16 protein-coding genes are annotated in these 16,708 nt (G+C 41.0%); 9 read left to right on the forward strand and 7 right to left on the reverse strand.

Annotated features, from left to right (window positions below; all coding sequences use genetic code 11):
• Positions 1–78 precede the first annotated feature (78 nt).
• From GO009_RS04810 to GO009_RS04830, 5 genes are all read right to left on the reverse strand, one after another.
• On the reverse strand, positions 79–771 hold the full coding sequence (locus tag GO009_RS04810; RefSeq protein ID WP_163625089.1) for a uracil-DNA glycosylase family protein: 693 nt from the start codon (positions 769–771) through the stop codon (positions 79–81).
• A 106-nt stretch (positions 772–877) separates the two neighbouring features.
• A complete protein-coding gene (locus tag GO009_RS04815; RefSeq protein WP_163625090.1) occupies positions 878–3,424 on the reverse strand; it encodes a phosphoenolpyruvate carboxylase in 2,547 nt (848 codons plus the stop codon).
• A 175-nt stretch (positions 3,425–3,599) separates the two neighbouring features.
• Positions 3,600–4,361, reverse strand: coding sequence for a peroxide stress protein YaaA (gene yaaA, locus GO009_RS04820; protein ID WP_163625091.1), 762 nt, complete (start codon positions 4,359–4,361; stop codon positions 3,600–3,602).
• An 88-nt stretch (positions 4,362–4,449) separates the two neighbouring features.
• Entirely contained in the window at positions 4,450–5,481 is a 1,032-nt protein-coding gene (locus GO009_RS04825; RefSeq protein ID WP_163625092.1) for an RluA family pseudouridine synthase, read from the reverse strand.
• A gap of 2 nt (positions 5,482–5,483) precedes the next feature.
• A complete protein-coding gene (locus tag GO009_RS04830) occupies positions 5,484–6,071 on the reverse strand; it encodes a PASTA domain-containing protein (protein ID WP_163625093.1) in 588 nt (195 codons plus the stop codon).
• A 79-nt stretch (positions 6,072–6,150) separates the two neighbouring features.
• Between GO009_RS04830 and GO009_RS04835 the strand changes: the two genes are divergently transcribed.
• From GO009_RS04835 to GO009_RS04855, 5 genes are all read left to right on the forward strand, one after another.
• Positions 6,151–7,125, forward strand: coding sequence for a D-alanine--D-alanine ligase (locus tag GO009_RS04835; protein WP_163625094.1), 975 nt, complete (start codon positions 6,151–6,153; stop codon positions 7,123–7,125).
• Between the two features lie 33 nt (positions 7,126–7,158).
• Positions 7,159–7,614: a pantetheine-phosphate adenylyltransferase gene (coaD, locus tag GO009_RS04840; RefSeq protein WP_163625095.1), complete on the forward strand. Its 456-nt coding sequence runs from the start codon at positions 7,159–7,161 to the stop codon at positions 7,612–7,614.
• Positions 7,615–7,811: 197 nt separating this feature from the next.
• Entirely contained in the window at positions 7,812–9,638 is a 1,827-nt protein-coding gene (locus GO009_RS04845; protein WP_163625096.1) for a PAS domain-containing protein, read from the forward strand.
• Positions 9,625–10,038: a response regulator gene (locus tag GO009_RS04850; protein ID WP_239057388.1), complete on the forward strand. Its 414-nt coding sequence runs from the start codon at positions 9,625–9,627 to the stop codon at positions 10,036–10,038. Before GO009_RS04845 ends, GO009_RS04850 begins: the two co-directional genes overlap by 14 nt.
• 70 nt (positions 10,039–10,108) lie before the next feature.
• Complete coding sequence (locus GO009_RS04855; protein ID WP_163625097.1) at positions 10,109–11,881, forward strand: M14 family metallopeptidase; 1,773 nt, start codon at positions 10,109–10,111, stop codon at positions 11,879–11,881.
• On the opposite strand, the gene GO009_RS04860 is transcribed toward GO009_RS04855, so the two are convergent.
• Positions 11,874–12,473 carry an NUDIX hydrolase gene (locus GO009_RS04860; protein WP_163625098.1) on the reverse strand — a complete coding sequence of 200 codons (600 nt, stop codon included), beginning with the start codon at positions 12,471–12,473 and terminating at the stop codon, positions 11,874–11,876. The two genes, GO009_RS04855 and GO009_RS04860, sit on opposite strands and share 8 nt — an antisense overlap.
• Positions 12,474–12,480: 7 nt before the next feature.
• On the opposite strand from GO009_RS04860, the gene pyrE reads away from it, so the two are divergent.
• Together pyrE and GO009_RS04870 are read left to right on the forward strand one after the other, a co-directional pair.
• A complete protein-coding gene (pyrE, locus tag GO009_RS04865) occupies positions 12,481–13,122 on the forward strand; it encodes an orotate phosphoribosyltransferase (protein WP_163625099.1) in 642 nt (213 codons plus the stop codon).
• A gap of 6 nt (positions 13,123–13,128) precedes the next feature.
• Positions 13,129–13,527 carry an SRPBCC family protein gene (locus tag GO009_RS04870; RefSeq protein ID WP_163625100.1) on the forward strand — a complete coding sequence of 133 codons (399 nt, stop codon included), beginning with the start codon at positions 13,129–13,131 and terminating at the stop codon, positions 13,525–13,527.
• Here the strand turns inward: GO009_RS04870 and GO009_RS04875 are convergent.
• Positions 13,521–14,264 (reverse strand): biotin--[acetyl-CoA-carboxylase] ligase, encoded by a 744-nt coding sequence (locus GO009_RS04875; protein ID WP_163625101.1) that lies wholly within the window; start codon positions 14,262–14,264, stop codon positions 13,521–13,523. The two genes, GO009_RS04870 and GO009_RS04875, sit on opposite strands and share 7 nt — an antisense overlap.
• Positions 14,265–14,346: 82 nt before the next feature.
• On the opposite strand from GO009_RS04875, the gene rsfS reads away from it, so the two are divergent.
• Together rsfS and ftsH are read left to right on the forward strand one after the other, a co-directional pair.
• Entirely contained in the window at positions 14,347–14,724 is a 378-nt protein-coding gene (rsfS, locus tag GO009_RS04880) for a ribosome silencing factor (protein ID WP_100817468.1), read from the forward strand.
• 6 nt (positions 14,725–14,730) lie between these two features.
• Positions 14,731–16,683 (forward strand): ATP-dependent zinc metalloprotease FtsH, encoded by a 1,953-nt coding sequence (ftsH, locus tag GO009_RS04885; protein WP_163625102.1) that lies wholly within the window; start codon positions 14,731–14,733, stop codon positions 16,681–16,683.
• Positions 16,684–16,708: the final 25 nt, after the last annotated feature.

The following is a 16,708-nucleotide window of genomic DNA, read 5'->3' on the forward strand; positions in this document are numbered from 1 at the left end:
ACAACGTAGAAATTTCATTAAAATTGACCTATACCCCTTTTCATTTGACCAATACTCAATTTGAATTGGTATTTGGTCTCATTGGAAAAACTCCCGATACTGCATCACCCTGAAATCAAGGGTATTGAAATCAGGATTTTTGTTTTTTAATTCTTTGTAGGCTTGCAAACTCCCAACGGCTCGGTTGGCAGCTCCCGAAGGGGCGGTCAATGAGACGGTCTTAACCATTCTAGACTCTGCTTGAACTGACATTGGACTTGAAAGTTTCAAATGATGGATTCGAGGCACCTCATTGGATACTACTTTCAGTTTAAGACCATGCGCTTTCAACTGTCTGCGAAAGAAATATTCCGGACCATTTTTGCTGTTGCCACCCATGAACAATACTGTTTGAATGTTGGGGTACGCTTGCAAATACCCGACCAAATCCCGAAGAACCACATTTTGCATACCCAAATCGGAGGCATCAATTTTTTCGCGTTCGGCACTTTCCACAATATCGCAGACCCCAATTTTATTTTCAATCAGAAAACGCTTGCGTTGCTCAACGGCTTCATTTGAGGTTTCATATTTCAGCCCCAAATCGAAGATTTTATCCAAAATGGGCCAAAGTTGTCCATTACAACTGCCATAACAGAAATCCACATCTTGTGGCTTTAACTCTCCTGTTGTAAAACGAGGTGGTGGTAAAGTACCCACAATCAATTTTGTGGCTTCGGACAACAAAAAGGGTTCGTAGGGGTGGGTGTGTTTAAAAAGTTGCGAACTCAAAATTGAAACTATTTCGTGTTTGGGTAAAAATAAACAATCAGTATGATGCTTTTAAATTTTTGCACCATACTGATTGCTACTATTAGATTTCAGAAGAAATCAGGAACTAAGCCGAGTTTCTACTTGCATTAATGTTTCCGTAGAGGGAACGGGTCACGATTTTCTCATACAGTTCTTTGTATTCTGAATTTTGGGTGATGTGGTACAGTGCATTTTGCTGAATCACCAACAATGGCAATACAATTTTTTCCCTGATTTTTACCGATTCCCTCGAAACGGCTTCATCCTCCATCAAAATCTTAAGTCCAGAAATCTGCAATAACATTTTTTTGGACAACTGGAATTCATCGTGCAAAATGTTCCAGAAATCACCAAACTCAGGGTCATCCTTCATATAACTGGTCAAATCAAAGTTGGATTTGGCCAAGGACATCATACTGTTCAGCATTAATGCCTTAAAGAATGGAACTTCTTTGTAGAGTTTTTTCACCTCGTTCAATCGCCCCTCTTCCTTTAACTGCATAATGGCAGAACCCAAACCGAAGTAACCTGGAACATTCTGTTTTAACTGGCTCCAAGAACCTACAAAGGAAATGGCGCGCAGGTCGGAAAGCGTTAACTGTTTTTTGTTGCCACGTTTACCCGGTCTACTACCAATATTGGCCTTGGTGTAATATTTTAGGGTACTCCTGTTTTCCAAATAAGGAATGAATTTCTCGTGCTGCTTCAACGCATCATACTTTTCAAAACTTAGTTCGGAAAGTTCTTCAATAAGTTTACGTTGCGCAGCAGAAATGGTATGCTCCTTGCCAAAAAGATTATTGCTCAAGCCAGCGGTGAGCATTTGTTCTGAATTGTGAATAAACTGCTCCTTGGTTCCGTAGGTACTGGTAATGGTCTGCCCTTGAATGGTAAGCTGAATCTCGTGATTGGCCACATCCTTGGTCTGGGCCGCGTAGAACCTATGGGTCTTACCTCCACCCCTTGCCGGTGGACCTCCCCTACCATCAAAGAAAATGGCACTGATCCCATTTTTCTTGCAGACCTTGCTCAGGGTTTCTTTGGTCTTCAAAATAGACCAGTTGGCTTTTAAATACCCTCCATCTTTGGTACCGTCGGAAAAGCCGAGCATTATGGTATGAATGTCTCTTCTTCGCTCCAAGTGCTGTCTGTATTGTGGTATATCGAACAGGGTTTGCATCACTTCTTCGGAAGCATCCATACCGTTCATGGTCTCGAACAATGGAACAATATCAAAAGTGATTTCCTTCTCGTCCCAACCGCACCATCTGAACAATCCAAATACGAACAACACGGAAAAAATATCTTCCGAATTACTGATGATGTAGCGGTTACATCCGTCTTCACCATTTTTGTCCTGAATTGCTTTCAAATTTTGAATGTTGACGATGGTATCTTTTACAATGTCATCATCAAAATCCTTCGGATCAAGTTTGTAATCGCCTTGGAGCAATAAATCCACCAACTCCTTTTCCTTGAGTTCTTCCAAACTTTCCTTGATGGCTCCTTGCTTTTTAAGCACGGTTTCCACCACCAATTTATGTTTGCTGTGATCTTGACGGATATCCAAGGTTGCAAAATGTGTTTTAAAGATGTGGACCTTATCTATAAACTGATCCAACTCATTCAAATATAAGCCGTGATAATGTTCGATTAGCTCTTCTCTCACTGCACTTAAATGTTCAATAATGCCTTCGTAGGAAATTGCCGCATTGGGATCGAACATGGCCTGGTACATTTTACCGCTCAACTCATTAAGATGCCCTTGCATTCCTTTAAAGGTCAATTTTTTACGGAGGTCCTTCAATTCGTTGTAATAGCACTTCATTAAGGTGAGTCTGAGCTCGTCGGCCACTTGTTTGGTAATATCGGCCGTTACAAATGGGTTTCCATCTCGGTCACCCCCTGGCCAAAATCCAAGCTTCATAAGGTTGTAGTTCTCAAACTTCTCATCCTTAATGTTGCTTTTTACATATTGGTAGAGTTCTCCAACGGCATCATAATAGGTGTTACGAAGAATATAAATGATATTTTTCGCCTCATCCAAGGGCGTAGGTTTTTTTGCATTGATCAAAGAGGTCAAACCCAATTGTTGTAGGGTTACATCAATATCATGGATCCTATCTTCATCAATCAACGAACGAAGCTCTGCAATGATATCCAAAACGGCCGGGGTGTAAAACTGCGTGGGATGCGCCGTTAAAACAATACGCGCACTAAAGGTTGATAATTTTTTGGAGACCTTGTCCCAGTTTTTGGTACGGTTTACCAACTCAAAATAATCCTTAATGGTCAACGAACTACTGTACTCCTGAAGTTTGGGAAATGCGGAATCCTCAACACTATCGTACAGCACCACTTGGCGCTCTACGTATTGAATGATACGGAACATAAAATCCAATCGTTCCCGTTCGTCCTGAATATCCACAAAGTTGGAAAAGAATACCTCCAGAATCTCCTGGGGTTCTTTTCCTGCCTTTAGCCCTTTCTCGCACTGATCGAGCAAAAGAGGGATAAGAATTCCCACATTTTCCACATTCTTATAGGGTAAGCTTAGGAAAAGGCTGTTATAAATATTGAACTTATTGGTTACCGACTTTTTAAATTCTTCTAACCGTTTAGTCTGCTGCATGAATTTGGTTTATGTTATTGTTAAAAATAGACAAACACCCAAAGGTCGTGAATAATGTGTAACCTCTGGGTTAAATTTAATTGTATCACAATTTAAGGCATGTGCACTTCAATCGTAACAACATGCCTTGAATCGACTATAACTTAAAGATAACTTCGGATTTTACCAAAGTTTTTTATCGGATGAAAACTGGTTCGTTTTTCTTTACCGTATGTTCCTCGCTGTAAAGATAACCGTCGTAGTCAAAATTCTTGATATCGTCCAGCGATTCGGCCCCTGTATCCAAGATGTAACGGACCATGGAACCACGTGCTTTTTTTGCAAAAAAACTAATAACTTTCAATTTATCGTTTTTCCAATCTTTAAAGACCGGTGCAATCACGGGAACCTTAAGGTTCTTATCGTCCACAGCACTGAAGTATTCGTTGCTGGCGAGATTCACGAACAATTCGTCCTCTTTTAGTTCGTTGTTCAAAGATTCCGTAATCTGTTTTTTCCAAAACTCATACAGGTTTTTTTTGCGGCCCACTTTTAGTTGTGTTCCCATTTCCAATCGGTAGGGCTGAATCAAATCCAAAGGTTTAAGCAGGCCGTAGAGCCCGGACAAAATACGTAGGGTATCCTGCAAGCGGTCCAGTTTGTCTTCTGGGATAGTATAAGCATCCAAGCCTTGATACACATCGCCATTGAATGCGTACACGGCAGGTCTCGCATTGTCAGCGGTAAAAGGAAGTTCAAATTTTTGGTTGCGCTCCCAGTTCAAGTCCGCCAGCTTATCGGAAATGGACATCAGTTCCGACAAAGCCTTTGGTTTTTTCTTTTTAAGTACGGAATTCAGCTTTTCCGCTTGCTCCAAAAATTGGGGTTGACTATATTTTGATGTGGGCAAAGCCGTATCGTAATCGAGCGACTTGGCCGGGGATATCACAATCTTCATCTTGTTCTAATTTTTGTAAAAATAACGAGGATTTTACTTATTTGGAAGGGGATTCCAATGGTGTTTTCAATCTTAAGATTGAAGAAAACTATGATTCGTGGTGCTTGGCATAGCTACGCCACTTTTCAATACCATTCACCATGTCCTCGGGCAGTTCGGAATCAAAGCGCATAAACTCGCCCGTTACAGGATGTTCAAAACCAAGGGTTTTGGCATGCAAGGCTTGTCGAGGCAATACTTTGAATGCATTTTCCACAAATTGCTTGTACTTGGTAAAGGTAGTTCCCTTTAAAATTTTGTCGCCCCCGTAGCGTTCGTCGTTGAACAGGGTATGCCCAATATATTTCATGTGCACCCGTATTTGATGCGTTCTACCCGTCTCCAACTTGCAGGAAATCAGAGTAACGTAGCCAAAACGTTCCAATACCTTGTAATGGGTTACGGCTTCTTTGCCCTCGTCACCTTCTGGAAAAACCATCATTTGCAGGCGGTTTTTAGGGTTTCGAGCAATGTGCCCTTCCACAGTACCCTCGTCTTCTTCCACATTGCCCCAAACCAAGGCTACATACTCGCGCTCACTGGTCTTATCAAAAAACTGCTGTGCCAAATGGGTCATTGCAGATTCTGTTTTGGCAATAACAAGTAATCCGGAAGTGTCTTTATCTATACGGTGGACCAATCCGGGCCTGTCCGAACTGTTATTCGGCAAGTTTTCAAAATGATAGACAAGTGCATTGATCAAGGTGCCCGAGTAATTGCCATGACCTGGATGCACTACCATGCCTGCCGGTTTGTTCACCACCAAAAGCACATCATCCTCATAAACAATATCCAGGGGAATGTCCTCGGGTGTCAGCAAAAATTCATAGGGTGGATGTTCGAACATCACTTTTACCTCATCCCCGGCCTTAACCTTATAATTTTGCTTTACAATGGAACCATTCACCCAAATATGCCCTTTTTTGGCGGCCTGCTGAATCTTGTTCCGCGTAGCGTTCTCGATAAAGTTCATCAAGAATTTATCCACACGCAGAGGTTCCTGACCTTTGGAGGCCACAAAACCATGATGCTCGTAGAGCTCATCTTGAGATAGTTCATCTTGATTGTCCGGAGTGTTCATGTTTATTGGGAATCTGCCTGTACCCTAGCACTACCGGGTATGGTGCCATTTCCGCAAATCAACTCCACTTTGGAGGTTTTGGGCAGTTTATCTCCCGGTTTTATGTATTTTCCTTTGTATTTCATGTTGTACACCATATCCTTTCCCAACTCATCAATATAGGTAACGCGCTCCACATCCAAACCTACGGCTTTGAGCATGGAAGCAGCATTGCGTTGGGTAACTTGGATAATATCTGGTACGGTCACCTTTTTATATCCAGAAGGGTTTACCGTAAAGTATATTTTTCGGTTGGACTTTACCTTGTTGCCAGCAGGCGGATTTTGATCCAAAATGGAAAATCGCGGATAATCCGGGTTAAAGTTGGAAGAATCCAACACTTGATATCTGAGTCCCACTTCCTCGACCGCTTTTCGCATCTCCATAACCGACATTTTGGAAAAATCGGGCACTTCTACAAATTCACCATGGTTAGTGGTACTTTTAAGCCATTGTAAAGTAAGAAACACCAAGATTACAACGGCCAAGGCCGCCAATCCAAGTTGGATCAAAAAAGTCTTGCTTTTTAAAAAGTTGAAAAAATTCTTCATGTAGTTCACCTTAACGGAACAAATATAGGAAAGCCAACCGTTTTTTCTTTATTTTGGCTTTTCGATATTTTACAAGTCAATGAAAAAGAACATTGCCATAATTATGGGCGGCTATTCCAGTGAGTACCATATTTCCATTAAAAGTGGAAATGTGGTGCACAAATATCTGAATAAAGAAACGTACAATGCGTACCGAATCGTGATCACCAAAGAGAAATGGTTTTATTTGGATGAGGACGATCAGGAACATTCTGTGGACAAATCCGATTTCAGCATAACCATCGATACTGAAAAAATTCATTTTGATTGTGTTTTCAACGCCATCCACGGAACCCCTGGTGAAGATGGCCTAATGCAGGCTTACTTTGAACTTTTGGGCATTCCACAAACCTCTTGTAACCATTACGAAGCCGCGCTGACTTTTAACAAACGGGATTTGTTGAGCACCCTTAAACCTTATGGCGTGCCTTGTGCCACTTCTTATTATTTGAACAAAGGGCAATCGGTGGACGAGGATGCCATTGTAAAACAGGTAGGGCTTCCGTGTTTTGTAAAGGCCAACAGGGCGGGCAGCAGCTACGGTGTATCCAAAGTGCACAAAAAAGAGGATTTGGCAAATGCCATTGATGATGCTTTTAAGGAAGATACCCAAATCATTATCGAATCTTTTTTGGACGGCACCGAAGTATCGGTTGGTGTGATTACCTATCAGAATAAAGTAACTGTACTCCCTGCGACCGAAATCATCTCGGAGAACGATTTTTTTGATTTTGAGGCCAAATACATGGGCAAATCGCAAGAGATTACACCAGCAAGAATATCCGAAAAGCAAAAATCCAAGGTAAGGCATTTGGCCGAATTTATATACAAAACTTTAGGATTGAAAGGCTACACCCGCAGTGAATTTATCTTTATTGGTGATGTACCACATCTGTTGGAAGTAAACACCACCCCGGGACTTACGGAAGAGAGCCTTTTGCCGCAACAGGCCAAAATCGCAGGAATTTCCCTCGAAGCACTTTTTGATAGTGCCATTGTTGAAGCTTTGCGATAGAAACCGTATTTTTAAAAAACTTTATTCCACAACATGAGACGCGCATTGTTTCCCGGTTCCTTTGATCCACTTACTTTAGGACACTACGACATTATAAAAAGAGGGGTCACCCTGTTCGATGAATTGGTGATTGCCATCGGGATCAACGCGGATAAAACATATATGTTTTCGTTGGAAGAACGTGTTAAATTTATAGAAGAAGCATTTAAAGACGAACCAAAAATCAAAGTGACCACCTACCAGGGAATGACCGTAGATTTTTGCAAAAAAATAGATGCCAATTTTATATTAAGAGGATTACGCAATCCAGCAGATTTTGAGTTTGAAAAAGCCATTGCCCACACCAACCGTAAACTATCGGAAATCGAAACAGTTTTTTTATTGACATCTTCCGGCAAATCCTATATCAGTTCTTCCATAGTTCGCGATGTTATTAGGAATGGTGGTGACTACACTGGCTTAGTACCTGATACTGTTGTAGTAAAATAACCGTCTCCTTTCCGTTCATCGAATATAATTTGTAGGTAAATTCTTTCTTTATATTTTTATAAAAACCATGGCCAACCCCTTGGATACAACATTAATGATTGCTTTCGCAACATAATATGCGTTGTATCGACCAAATAATTATAGCTTAGTCGGAAATTTCTGAGCAAGCAGTAACGTTTTTTAAACAACCCCGAGTTTTGAAAGCAGTTGAAAGAGTTGACCAATTTTATTTACTAAAACAGTTGCCAAAGGCAACCGCTCTACTTTGCAAGAAGGGCATCGTACAGGATGCCTCCTGTTCGTGGCTCGAAATTTTTGGTCAATCCTTACAAGACAAAGACCACCAAACCAAAATTTTTTCATTATATCCAGAGATTTTGGACCTTGAGAAAAAGCTCAAGGAGTACGCCCCCTTTTCTCTTAAACATAAAATAAAGAGCAGCAAGGGCACCCGCCATTTGAAAAGCTATTTTGCCCCATGGTTCGATGAAAAGGAGAATGTGATCGGGACCATTGTCCAAACTGACGATATTACCTCCGAAGTTGAAAAAGAACAACAAATAGATTGGTTGAACAATGTTTTGGAAACAAAGGTCGAAGTATCCAAAACAGGTTGGTGGGAATATGAGGTTGATAAAGAAAAACTTACGTGGTGCAAGGAAACCAAACGAATCCATCAAGTTCCTGAATGCTTCGAGCCAACAGTAATAGAGGCACTAAACTTCTACAAACCAGGGTATAGCCGAAATAAAGCATCTATGCTTTTCCATAAAGTTGCCGTAGACCATCAACCTTATGACGCCAAGTTAATGATCGTTACATTCCACGATGAAGAAAGATGGGTTCATATAACAGGAAAACCAATTATAGAAAACGGAAAAGCAGTTAAGGTTTTTGGCACCATAAAAGATATACATGATGAGGTAATGGCCGAAACCAAAGTAAAGGAAAACCAACAATTGCTCTCCACTCTGGTAGACAGCCTTCCATTGAACGTTTATGTAAAAGATTTAGAATCCAGAAAAATATTGGTCAACAAGGGGGAGTGCAATTTTCTCAATAAAAAAGCAGAACAACTCATTGGCAAAACAGATTTCGATCTATATAACGAAGAAACGGCCAAAATTTTCAGGGAGGAGGACCTTCAAGTAATGAAACACTTGACTCCGATAATAGGTAAAGAGACCGCTAGCACAGTCCGTGGAAAAACCGTTTATTTTCTGACATCAAAGATTCCTTATTTTGATTTGGACGGTAAAGTCTGTGGACTCATTGGAATGAGTTTGGACATTACCAACATAAAAAAGAAGGAGGAACAGTTGCGGAATTTAATCAATATCACCTCCATGCAAAACCAAAAGCTTATCAGTTTTGCACATATTGTTTCCCATAATTTGAGGTCACATTCCGCTAATTTCTCCATGCTTCTGGGCTTTTTAAACTCGGAAAAGGACCCTGAAGAACGTAAACGTATTTTAAAAATGCTCTCTCAGGCATCGGACAACTTGTTGGAAACCTTGGAAAACTTGAACCAAGTGGTGGACATCAATATCAAAACATCGGAAACAAAAACACCGCTCAATCTAAAAAACAATGTTCTAAAGGTACTGGAAAATCTTTCAGACCTTTTGGAGGAAAACAAGTCCCAAGTCATAAACAATATATCGGAGAACATTGAGGTGAACTGTGTACCCGCCTATTTGGACAGCATTATATTGAACCTTGTATCCAACGCAATCAAATATAAAAGTCCCAATAGAGAACCATTGATCACCATAAATGCCGTAAAGTCCAACGAAGGGATAATGTTGAGCATTTCCGACAATGGACTGGGAATAAATTTAGACAAATACGGTGACAAAATTTTTGGAATGTACAAAACATTCCACAACAGAAAAGATGCCAAAGGCTTTGGCCTATACCTTGTAAGGAACCAAATTGAGGCCATGGGCGGAAGTATAACAGTGCAAAGTGAAGTTGACAAGGGCACTACGTTCAATGTTTATTTTAATGAAGAAAGTTAATTGTATTTTTATTGTGGACGATGATCCCATTACCGTATTTGGCATTAAAAAAATGTTACGATCGGTTACCCATTGCGATGATGTTCAAATATTTCAAAACGGGCACGAAGCCTATGAGGCCATAAAGGAAAGACAAGAGAAAGGAGAAAATATTCCAGATGTCATTTTTCTCGACATCAATATGCCCATTATGGATGGCTGGGGGTTTCTTGATGAATTGATCGACTTAGATATCGATGAGCATGTCGTAATAAACATGATCACATCTTCCATAGATCCAGCAGACCACAAAAAATGGAACAGTTTCAAAGACAGATGTCCGCATATCCTAAACTTTAAGAACAAACCTATTTTTAAAATAGAACCAGCAGACCTTGGCTGTATCAATGTAGCTTCTTAAATTATAATATTCTGTATTTTTGGAGCTGCCAAGCACAGGTTTTTGTGCGAACCAAAGTTCCCGTAATATTTTGAAGTATATCATTTTTTTAACGGCTCTTTTTCTTTTGGTCTCCTGCGAATCCGAAACGCAGGATGAGAAATCCTCGTATCCGACCCATTTTGAATCATCTGATGGAAAAGAAACGGCCACTTATAAACAAACCATTGACTATTACATTGCCCTTGCCCGTGAATTTCCCGAGATAAACATTCACACCATAGGCAAAACGGACAGCGGTTACCCACTGCACACAGTAACATTTAATCCAGATGGAGATTTTAATTACGAAAATATCCGCAAGGAAAAATCCATCATTCTAATAAACAATGGAATACACCCGGGCGAAAGCGATGGCATAGATGCCACCATGATGCTTTACAGGGACTTGGCCACCGGCAAACTGCCCACACCCAAAAATACGGTATTGGTTACCATTCCCATATATAATGTAGGTGGCTCGCTCAATCGCAACTCCACCACCAGGGCCAATCAAAATGGGCCCTTGGAATATGGGTTTCGGGGAAATGCCCGTAATTACGACCTTAATCGGGATTTCATCAAAATGGACACCCAAAACGCCAAGACCTTTGCACAAATATTCCATAGGGTAAAACCCGATGTTTTTATAGATAACCATGTAAGCAATGGAGCGGATTACCAATACACATTGACACACCTTTTTACCCAGCACAACAAATTGGGCGGTGAAATGGGCAAATACCTGCACAATACCTTAATGCCAGGTCTTGAAAATTCTTTAGCAGAAAAGGAATGGGACATTACCCCTTATGTAAATGTATTCAATGTACCTCCCGAAATGGGATTTGCCCAATTTATGGACCTCCCCCGGTACTCTACAGGATATACCACACTATGGAGCACCTTAGGATTAATGGTCGAGACCCACATGCTAAAACCATACAAACAACGTGTTGAAGGTACTTATGCCCTAATGCAGAGTCTGATTGATGTAGTAGAAGTGGAACACGAGAACATAAGATCCCTCCGAAAAGAAACTTTGGAAGAAAATCTGGATCTTACCGAATATTATTTTAACTGGCAAGTGGACACCACAAAGACCAGCATCCTCGATTTTAAAGGGTTTGAAGCTGAACAAGTCACTAGCGAAGTAACCGGACTTCCAAGATTAAAGTACAACCGAGATAAGCCGTTCACCAAAGAGACGGTATATCAAGATTACTTTTATCCAGTGGACACGGTTAAGGTTCCCGAGGCCTATATCGTAAAAAGGAGTTGGAAAAGGGTCATAGAGCGGTTGGATGCCAACAAAATTCAATATTCGCCCATAGCAAAAGACACCGCCCTCTCCGTAGAAGTTTACAAAATAGTGGATTACGATACCCGAAACGCACCATATGAAGGTCATTATCTGCATTACAACACCCAAGTGGAAAAAATCATTAAAAAAGTTCATTTTAGGGAAGGTGATTTGTTGGTGCCCACTCGTCAACCAGGAATCAGGTATCTTTTGGAGACACTGGAACCACAGGGGGCTGACTCATTTTTTAACTGGAACTTTTTTGATACCGTACTGCAACGAAAAGAAGGGTTCTCGCCTTACGTTTTTGAAGACGTAGCTCTGGAAATGTTGCAAAAAGACTCTTTGTTGCTTCGGGAGTTTGAAATGAAAAAAGAAAACGACCTTAATTTTGCCAACAATTGGTACGCGCAATTGAATTGGATTTTTGAACGCTCTGTACATTTTGAAGAAGCCTACCTCACCTACCCTATTTTCAGAATAGCAAAAAACAGCGGAGCCGCAGGTTTGTTAACTAATTAAAAGGCCAATCATCGAACAATACCTTAATGTTATGGTAAGAGTTCTTTAATGCCTTTTTGGTCTTTTTGGCGCCTTTCCACTTCACCTTTTTGATGCCTTCGGATTTTTCGGCCACCAATTTTCCGGTGTAATCGGTGGACATGATAAACCAGTGCGTCTGTTTCAATCTGTATTCCCCGTTCCTTTTAAATATGTGGAACGTTGTATGAAGAAATCTTTCAATCACAAGATTTTTTACGCCGGTTTCCTCCTCTACCTCTCGAATTGCGGCATTTTCTATGGATTCTCCCTTGTCCACTTTTCCCTTTGGCAAATCCCACTTTCCGTTTCTGTAAATAAAAAGAACCTTACCCTTTTTATTGATTACAAATCCACCGCCGGCAACCACTACAGGAATCTTATGCATAAAAAGCTTCAGGATTTTTTTGTCATCAGGATGGTACAGATACGCCTTTTTCAACTTCTTTTTGGACAAAAGTCGAATCGCCTCAACAATGGAATCACCATCCAACGAGAACAAGTTACCATTGGAATCCTGGGGGCGCTCGTTTGTTAAAATCAGTGGGGCCTCATTAACAAAAACTTCATACATTTGCGCAATGGTTTTAGATAAACAAATCGCAAAAAAAACAGCTGAGCTGTTATTACAAATTAATGCAATTAAGTTGGAACCTGAAAATCCTTTTACATGGGCCTCAGGTTGGAAATCGCCTATTTATTGCGACAATAGAATAATGTTGTCCTATCCGCAGGTTCGAAACTTTGTTCGCGAAGAAATTGCCAAGCAAGTAGAGAACCTTTACGGCAAGCCAGATGTGATTGCCGGAGTGGCCACAGGTGCCATCGGTATCGGTATCTTGGTAGCAGAAGCACTGGGACTGCCCTTTGTTTACGTAAGGCCAAAACCTAAAGAACATGGCAGACAAAATCAAATCGAAGGATATTTTGAAGCCGGACAGAGCGTGGTTGTCATAGAAGATTTGATAAGCACTGGAAACAGTAGTCTTAATGCCGTACAAGCCCTCAAGGAACAAAATGCCGATATAAAAGGAATGATTGCCATTTTCACCTACGGTTTCCCTGTATCTGTTGAGAATTTTGAAAAAGAAGGCGTGGAACTCCATACCCTATCGGATTACGAGCACTTGATCGAACAGGCCTCTGAAACCAATTACATCAAAGAATCACAATTAAAGACCCTTCTTGAGTGGAGATCCAATCCGCAAGAATGGAAACAATAATTTACTATGCACATTGAAGCCTCAAAAAAGAAAGTAGCCAAAAGCGACAAAGAAGTATTTGAGTTCTTGACCAATATCAAAAACTTTGAAACTTTAATGCCCGAGAATATAGACAAGTTTGAAGTGTTGGACGAGAACACCTTCAAATTCGCCCTAAAAGGTATGCCCGAAATTGTACTTAGGCTAAAAGAACAAAACCCGTTTGATAAAGTGGTCTTGGGCGCGGCAAGTGACAAACTACCTTTTACACTAACTGCCGACATTGTATCGCTCGGAGACAACGAAAGTGAAGTAGCACTTAGTTTCGAGGGACAGTTCAATGCCATGATGGCCATGATGATCAAAGCACCCATCACCAACTTTATGGGCACATTGTCCAACAACATGGACAAAATAGGTCAATAGAGCAAGGTCACCTCTTTTAAATCGAATTCTTTGAGAACCTGGTCTTCCAGTTCAATAATCAGTTTACCAGTTGGTGAAACCCTTCGGATAAAACCCATGAACATTTCATCATCTGCATTGGTAAAAGTTGATGGTTTATCTTTTTTGAAAAGTAATTTTTCGTAGGCTGGCAAAAGTTGATTGACCGTTTTTGTCTCTATTCCTTCAAAATAAAACCTGATACGCTCCAAAGTTTTATGAAGCAGCTCATCCAAATCAAAGTTGCGACCCGTAATCCGCTTGAGTGAAGAAGCTTTTTTCAAATTTTCAAAATCCGTTTGGTTCACATTCAGGCCAATTCCGATTATGGAGTGAGCTACCTTATCGCCTTTCAGGACATTTTCGATCAAAATGCCACAAATTTTTTTGGAACCTGACATAATGTCGTTGGGCCATTTCACCTTTACATCCGGCACAAAAACTTCGGTCAACACATCAATAACAGCTAAGGAAACAGCAATGTTCAGCACAAATTGATGCTTGACGTTCAAGGCATCAAACCTTTGCAACACACTAAACGTAAGGTTTTTGGCACCCTCGGAGTGCCAAACCGTGCCCATTTGTCCCCTTCCTTTCAATTGTCTTTCGGCAACAACAACGGTATGGTCAGATGGATTTTCGGAACGCAACAAATCCTTTAAATATGAATTCGTGGAGTCCGTGGCATTAAGTTTGAGTATTTGAAAATGTTTTCCCAATATGACAAGCCTTTATGATTTGTTAAAAACTAGGGCTAAGAAAACAAAAAAAACATAACTTTGTAAAAACTAAACTTTTTGAATGCAGAAAACGAAAGCTAGCGCAGATGAATTGATTGCCTTGATCCTAGAAGGAATAGAAGACGTTAAAGGAGTTGATATAAATCTACTGGACCTTAGGGAAATCGAAAATACAGTTTGCGACTACTTCATCATCTGTAACGGTACTTCCAACACACATGTAAACGCAATTGTTTCATCCATCCAAAAAAAGGTTAGCAAGGCCATACACGACAAGCCTTGGCATGTCGAAGGTTCTGAAAACGCGGAATGGGTGCTAATGGACTATGTTAACGTTGTGGTACATGTATTTCAAAAACACATTAGGGAATTTTATGACATTGAGGGACTTTGGGGAGATGCCAAGGTCACTATGGTGGAAAGCAGTTACAATTCTTAAGAAAAAATGGCAAAAGAAAACAACCCGAACAATAACACTCCGAAGAAACCACGTTTTAGCTCGTGGTGGATATATGGTGTGGTAATCGCCTTGATCATTGGCTTCCAATTTTTTGGTGGAAGCAGTTTTTCAAGCACCGAAAAAACCACGACCTCCGAATTACAGGAATTTTTGCGCAATGGCGATATTTCCAAAATCGTTATCATTACCAACACACGGCAGGCCAAGGTATATCTAACCGAAGAGGCCATGAATAAGGACGTCCATAAAGGTGTGGCCGAAAAACCGTTGTTCCCTTCCACAGGTCTGGTACCGCAGTATGTGCTGGATTACGGTGATCTGCAGATTTTCCAAAACGAAATCACGGAAATCAAAAAAGAGAACAACTTGGATACCATTGTCGAGTTCGACACAGAATCCAACGTAATCGGCGAAATATTCTTAACCCTGCTTCCATTTGCCCTTATTATCGGTATTTGGATCTACCTGATGCGCAGAATGTCTGGCGGTGCAGGTGGAGGCGCAGGCGGACAAATTTTCAACATTGGAAAATCCAAGGCCAAATTGTTCGATGAAAAAACAGACACCCGCACCTCTTTTAAAGATGTGGCAGGTCTCGAAGGAGCCAAAGAAGAAGTACAGGAAATTGTAGAATTCCTTAAAAATCCTGACAAATACACTTCATTAGGTGGTAAAATACCAAAGGGGGCCTTGTTGGTAGGTCCGCCCGGAACCGGTAAAACATTATTGGCGAAAGCCGTGGCAGGCGAGGCCAAAGTGCCTTTCTTCTCGCTATCAGGTTCCGATTTTGTTGAAATGTTCGTAGGCGTTGGGGCATCAAGAGTGCGTGATTTGTTCAAACAAGCAAAGGACAAATCCCCAGCCATTATTTTTATTGATGAGATTGATGCCATTGGACGTGCAAGAGGCAAGAACAACTTTACAGGTTCCAATGATGAACGTGAAAACACCCTGAACCAGTTATTGACCGAGATGGATGGTTTTGGCACCAACACCAACGTGATCGTGCTTGCCGCTACCAACCGTGCCGATGTACTGGATAAGGCATTGATGCGTGCAGGACGTTTTGACCGTCAAATTTATGTTGACCTACCCGACCTGAACGAAAGAAAAGAAATTTTTGAAGTACACCTTCGCCCTATTAAAACGGCAGAAACCTTGGACCTAGACTTTTTGGCCAAGCAAACACCAGGTTTCTCAGGTGCGGATATTGCCAACGTTTGCAACGAAGCGGCACTTATAGCAGCAAGAAAAGAGAAAAAGGCAGTGACCAAGCAAGATTTCTTGGATGCCGTGGATAGAATTGTTGGCGGACTAGAAAAGAAAAACAAAATTATTACCCCAGAGGAAAAGAAAACCATTGCATACCACGAAGCTGGACACGCAACGGTAAGCTGGATGTTGGAACACGCTGCACCTTTGGTGAAAGTTACCATTGTTCCCCGCGGACAATCCTTGGGAGCTGCATGGTATTTACCCGAAGAACGTTTAATTGTACGTCCAGAGCAAATGTTGGACGAGATGTGTGCCACTATGGGAGGTAGGGCAGCAGAAAAGGTAATGTTCGATAAAATATCCACAGGTGCGTTGAGCGATTTGGAAAAAGTAACCAAACAAGCTCGCGCCATGGTAACCATTTATGGGCTAAATGATCAATTGGGCAATATTACCTATTACGACTCATCTGGACAGAACGAGTATGGTTTCACCAAGCCGTACAGTGAAGAGACAGCTCAAAAAATTGACCAAGAAATATCCAAAATGATCGAAGAGCAGTATCAAAGGGCTATCAAATTGTTGGCAGACAACAAGGATAAGCTTACCGAACTTGCCGAAAGACTTTTGGACAAGGAAGTCATTTTTAAAGACGATCTGGAAAAAATATTTGGTAAGAGACCTTTTGAAAAAGAGGAGGAAAAACTTGAACCCACAGAATAAACCGTTGATATAAAAGTTTAATCAA

This window comes from Allomuricauda sp. TY007 (assembly GCF_010468565.1).
Taxonomy (GTDB): Bacteria; Bacteroidota; Bacteroidia; order Flavobacteriales; family Flavobacteriaceae; genus Flagellimonas.

What these genes read in the sequence shown, in the direction of transcription:
- GO009_RS04860 (WP_163625098.1), bottom strand. Translation starts at nt 12,473, where the DNA reads ATGTATGAAGTTTTTGTTAATGAGGCCCCACTGATTTTAACAAACGAG.
- GO009_RS04825 (WP_163625092.1), bottom strand. Translation starts at nt 5,481, where the DNA reads ATGAACACTCCGGACAATCAAGATGAACTATCTCAAGATGAGCTCTAC.
- GO009_RS04830 (WP_163625093.1), bottom strand. Translation starts at nt 6,071, where the DNA reads ATGAAGAATTTTTTCAACTTTTTAAAAAGCAAGACTTTTTTGATCCAA.
- ftsH (WP_163625102.1), top strand. Translation starts at nt 14,731, where the DNA reads ATGGCAAAAGAAAACAACCCGAACAATAACACTCCGAAGAAACCACGT.
- GO009_RS04815 (WP_163625090.1), bottom strand. Translation starts at nt 3,424, where the DNA reads ATGCAGCAGACTAAACGGTTAGAAGAATTTAAAAAGTCGGTAACCAAT.
- GO009_RS04835 (WP_163625094.1), top strand. Translation starts at nt 6,151, where the DNA reads ATGAAAAAGAACATTGCCATAATTATGGGCGGCTATTCCAGTGAGTAC.
- pyrE (WP_163625099.1), top strand. Translation starts at nt 12,481, where the DNA reads ATGGTTTTAGATAAACAAATCGCAAAAAAAACAGCTGAGCTGTTATTA.
- rsfS (WP_100817468.1), top strand. Translation starts at nt 14,347, where the DNA reads ATGCAGAAAACGAAAGCTAGCGCAGATGAATTGATTGCCTTGATCCTA.
- GO009_RS04850 (WP_239057388.1), top strand. Translation starts at nt 9,625, where the DNA reads ATGAAGAAAGTTAATTGTATTTTTATTGTGGACGATGATCCCATTACC.
- coaD (WP_163625095.1), top strand. Translation starts at nt 7,159, where the DNA reads ATGAGACGCGCATTGTTTCCCGGTTCCTTTGATCCACTTACTTTAGGA.
- yaaA (WP_163625091.1), bottom strand. Translation starts at nt 4,361, where the DNA reads ATGAAGATTGTGATATCCCCGGCCAAGTCGCTCGATTACGATACGGCT.
- GO009_RS04870 (WP_163625100.1), top strand. Translation starts at nt 13,129, where the DNA reads ATGCACATTGAAGCCTCAAAAAAGAAAGTAGCCAAAAGCGACAAAGAA.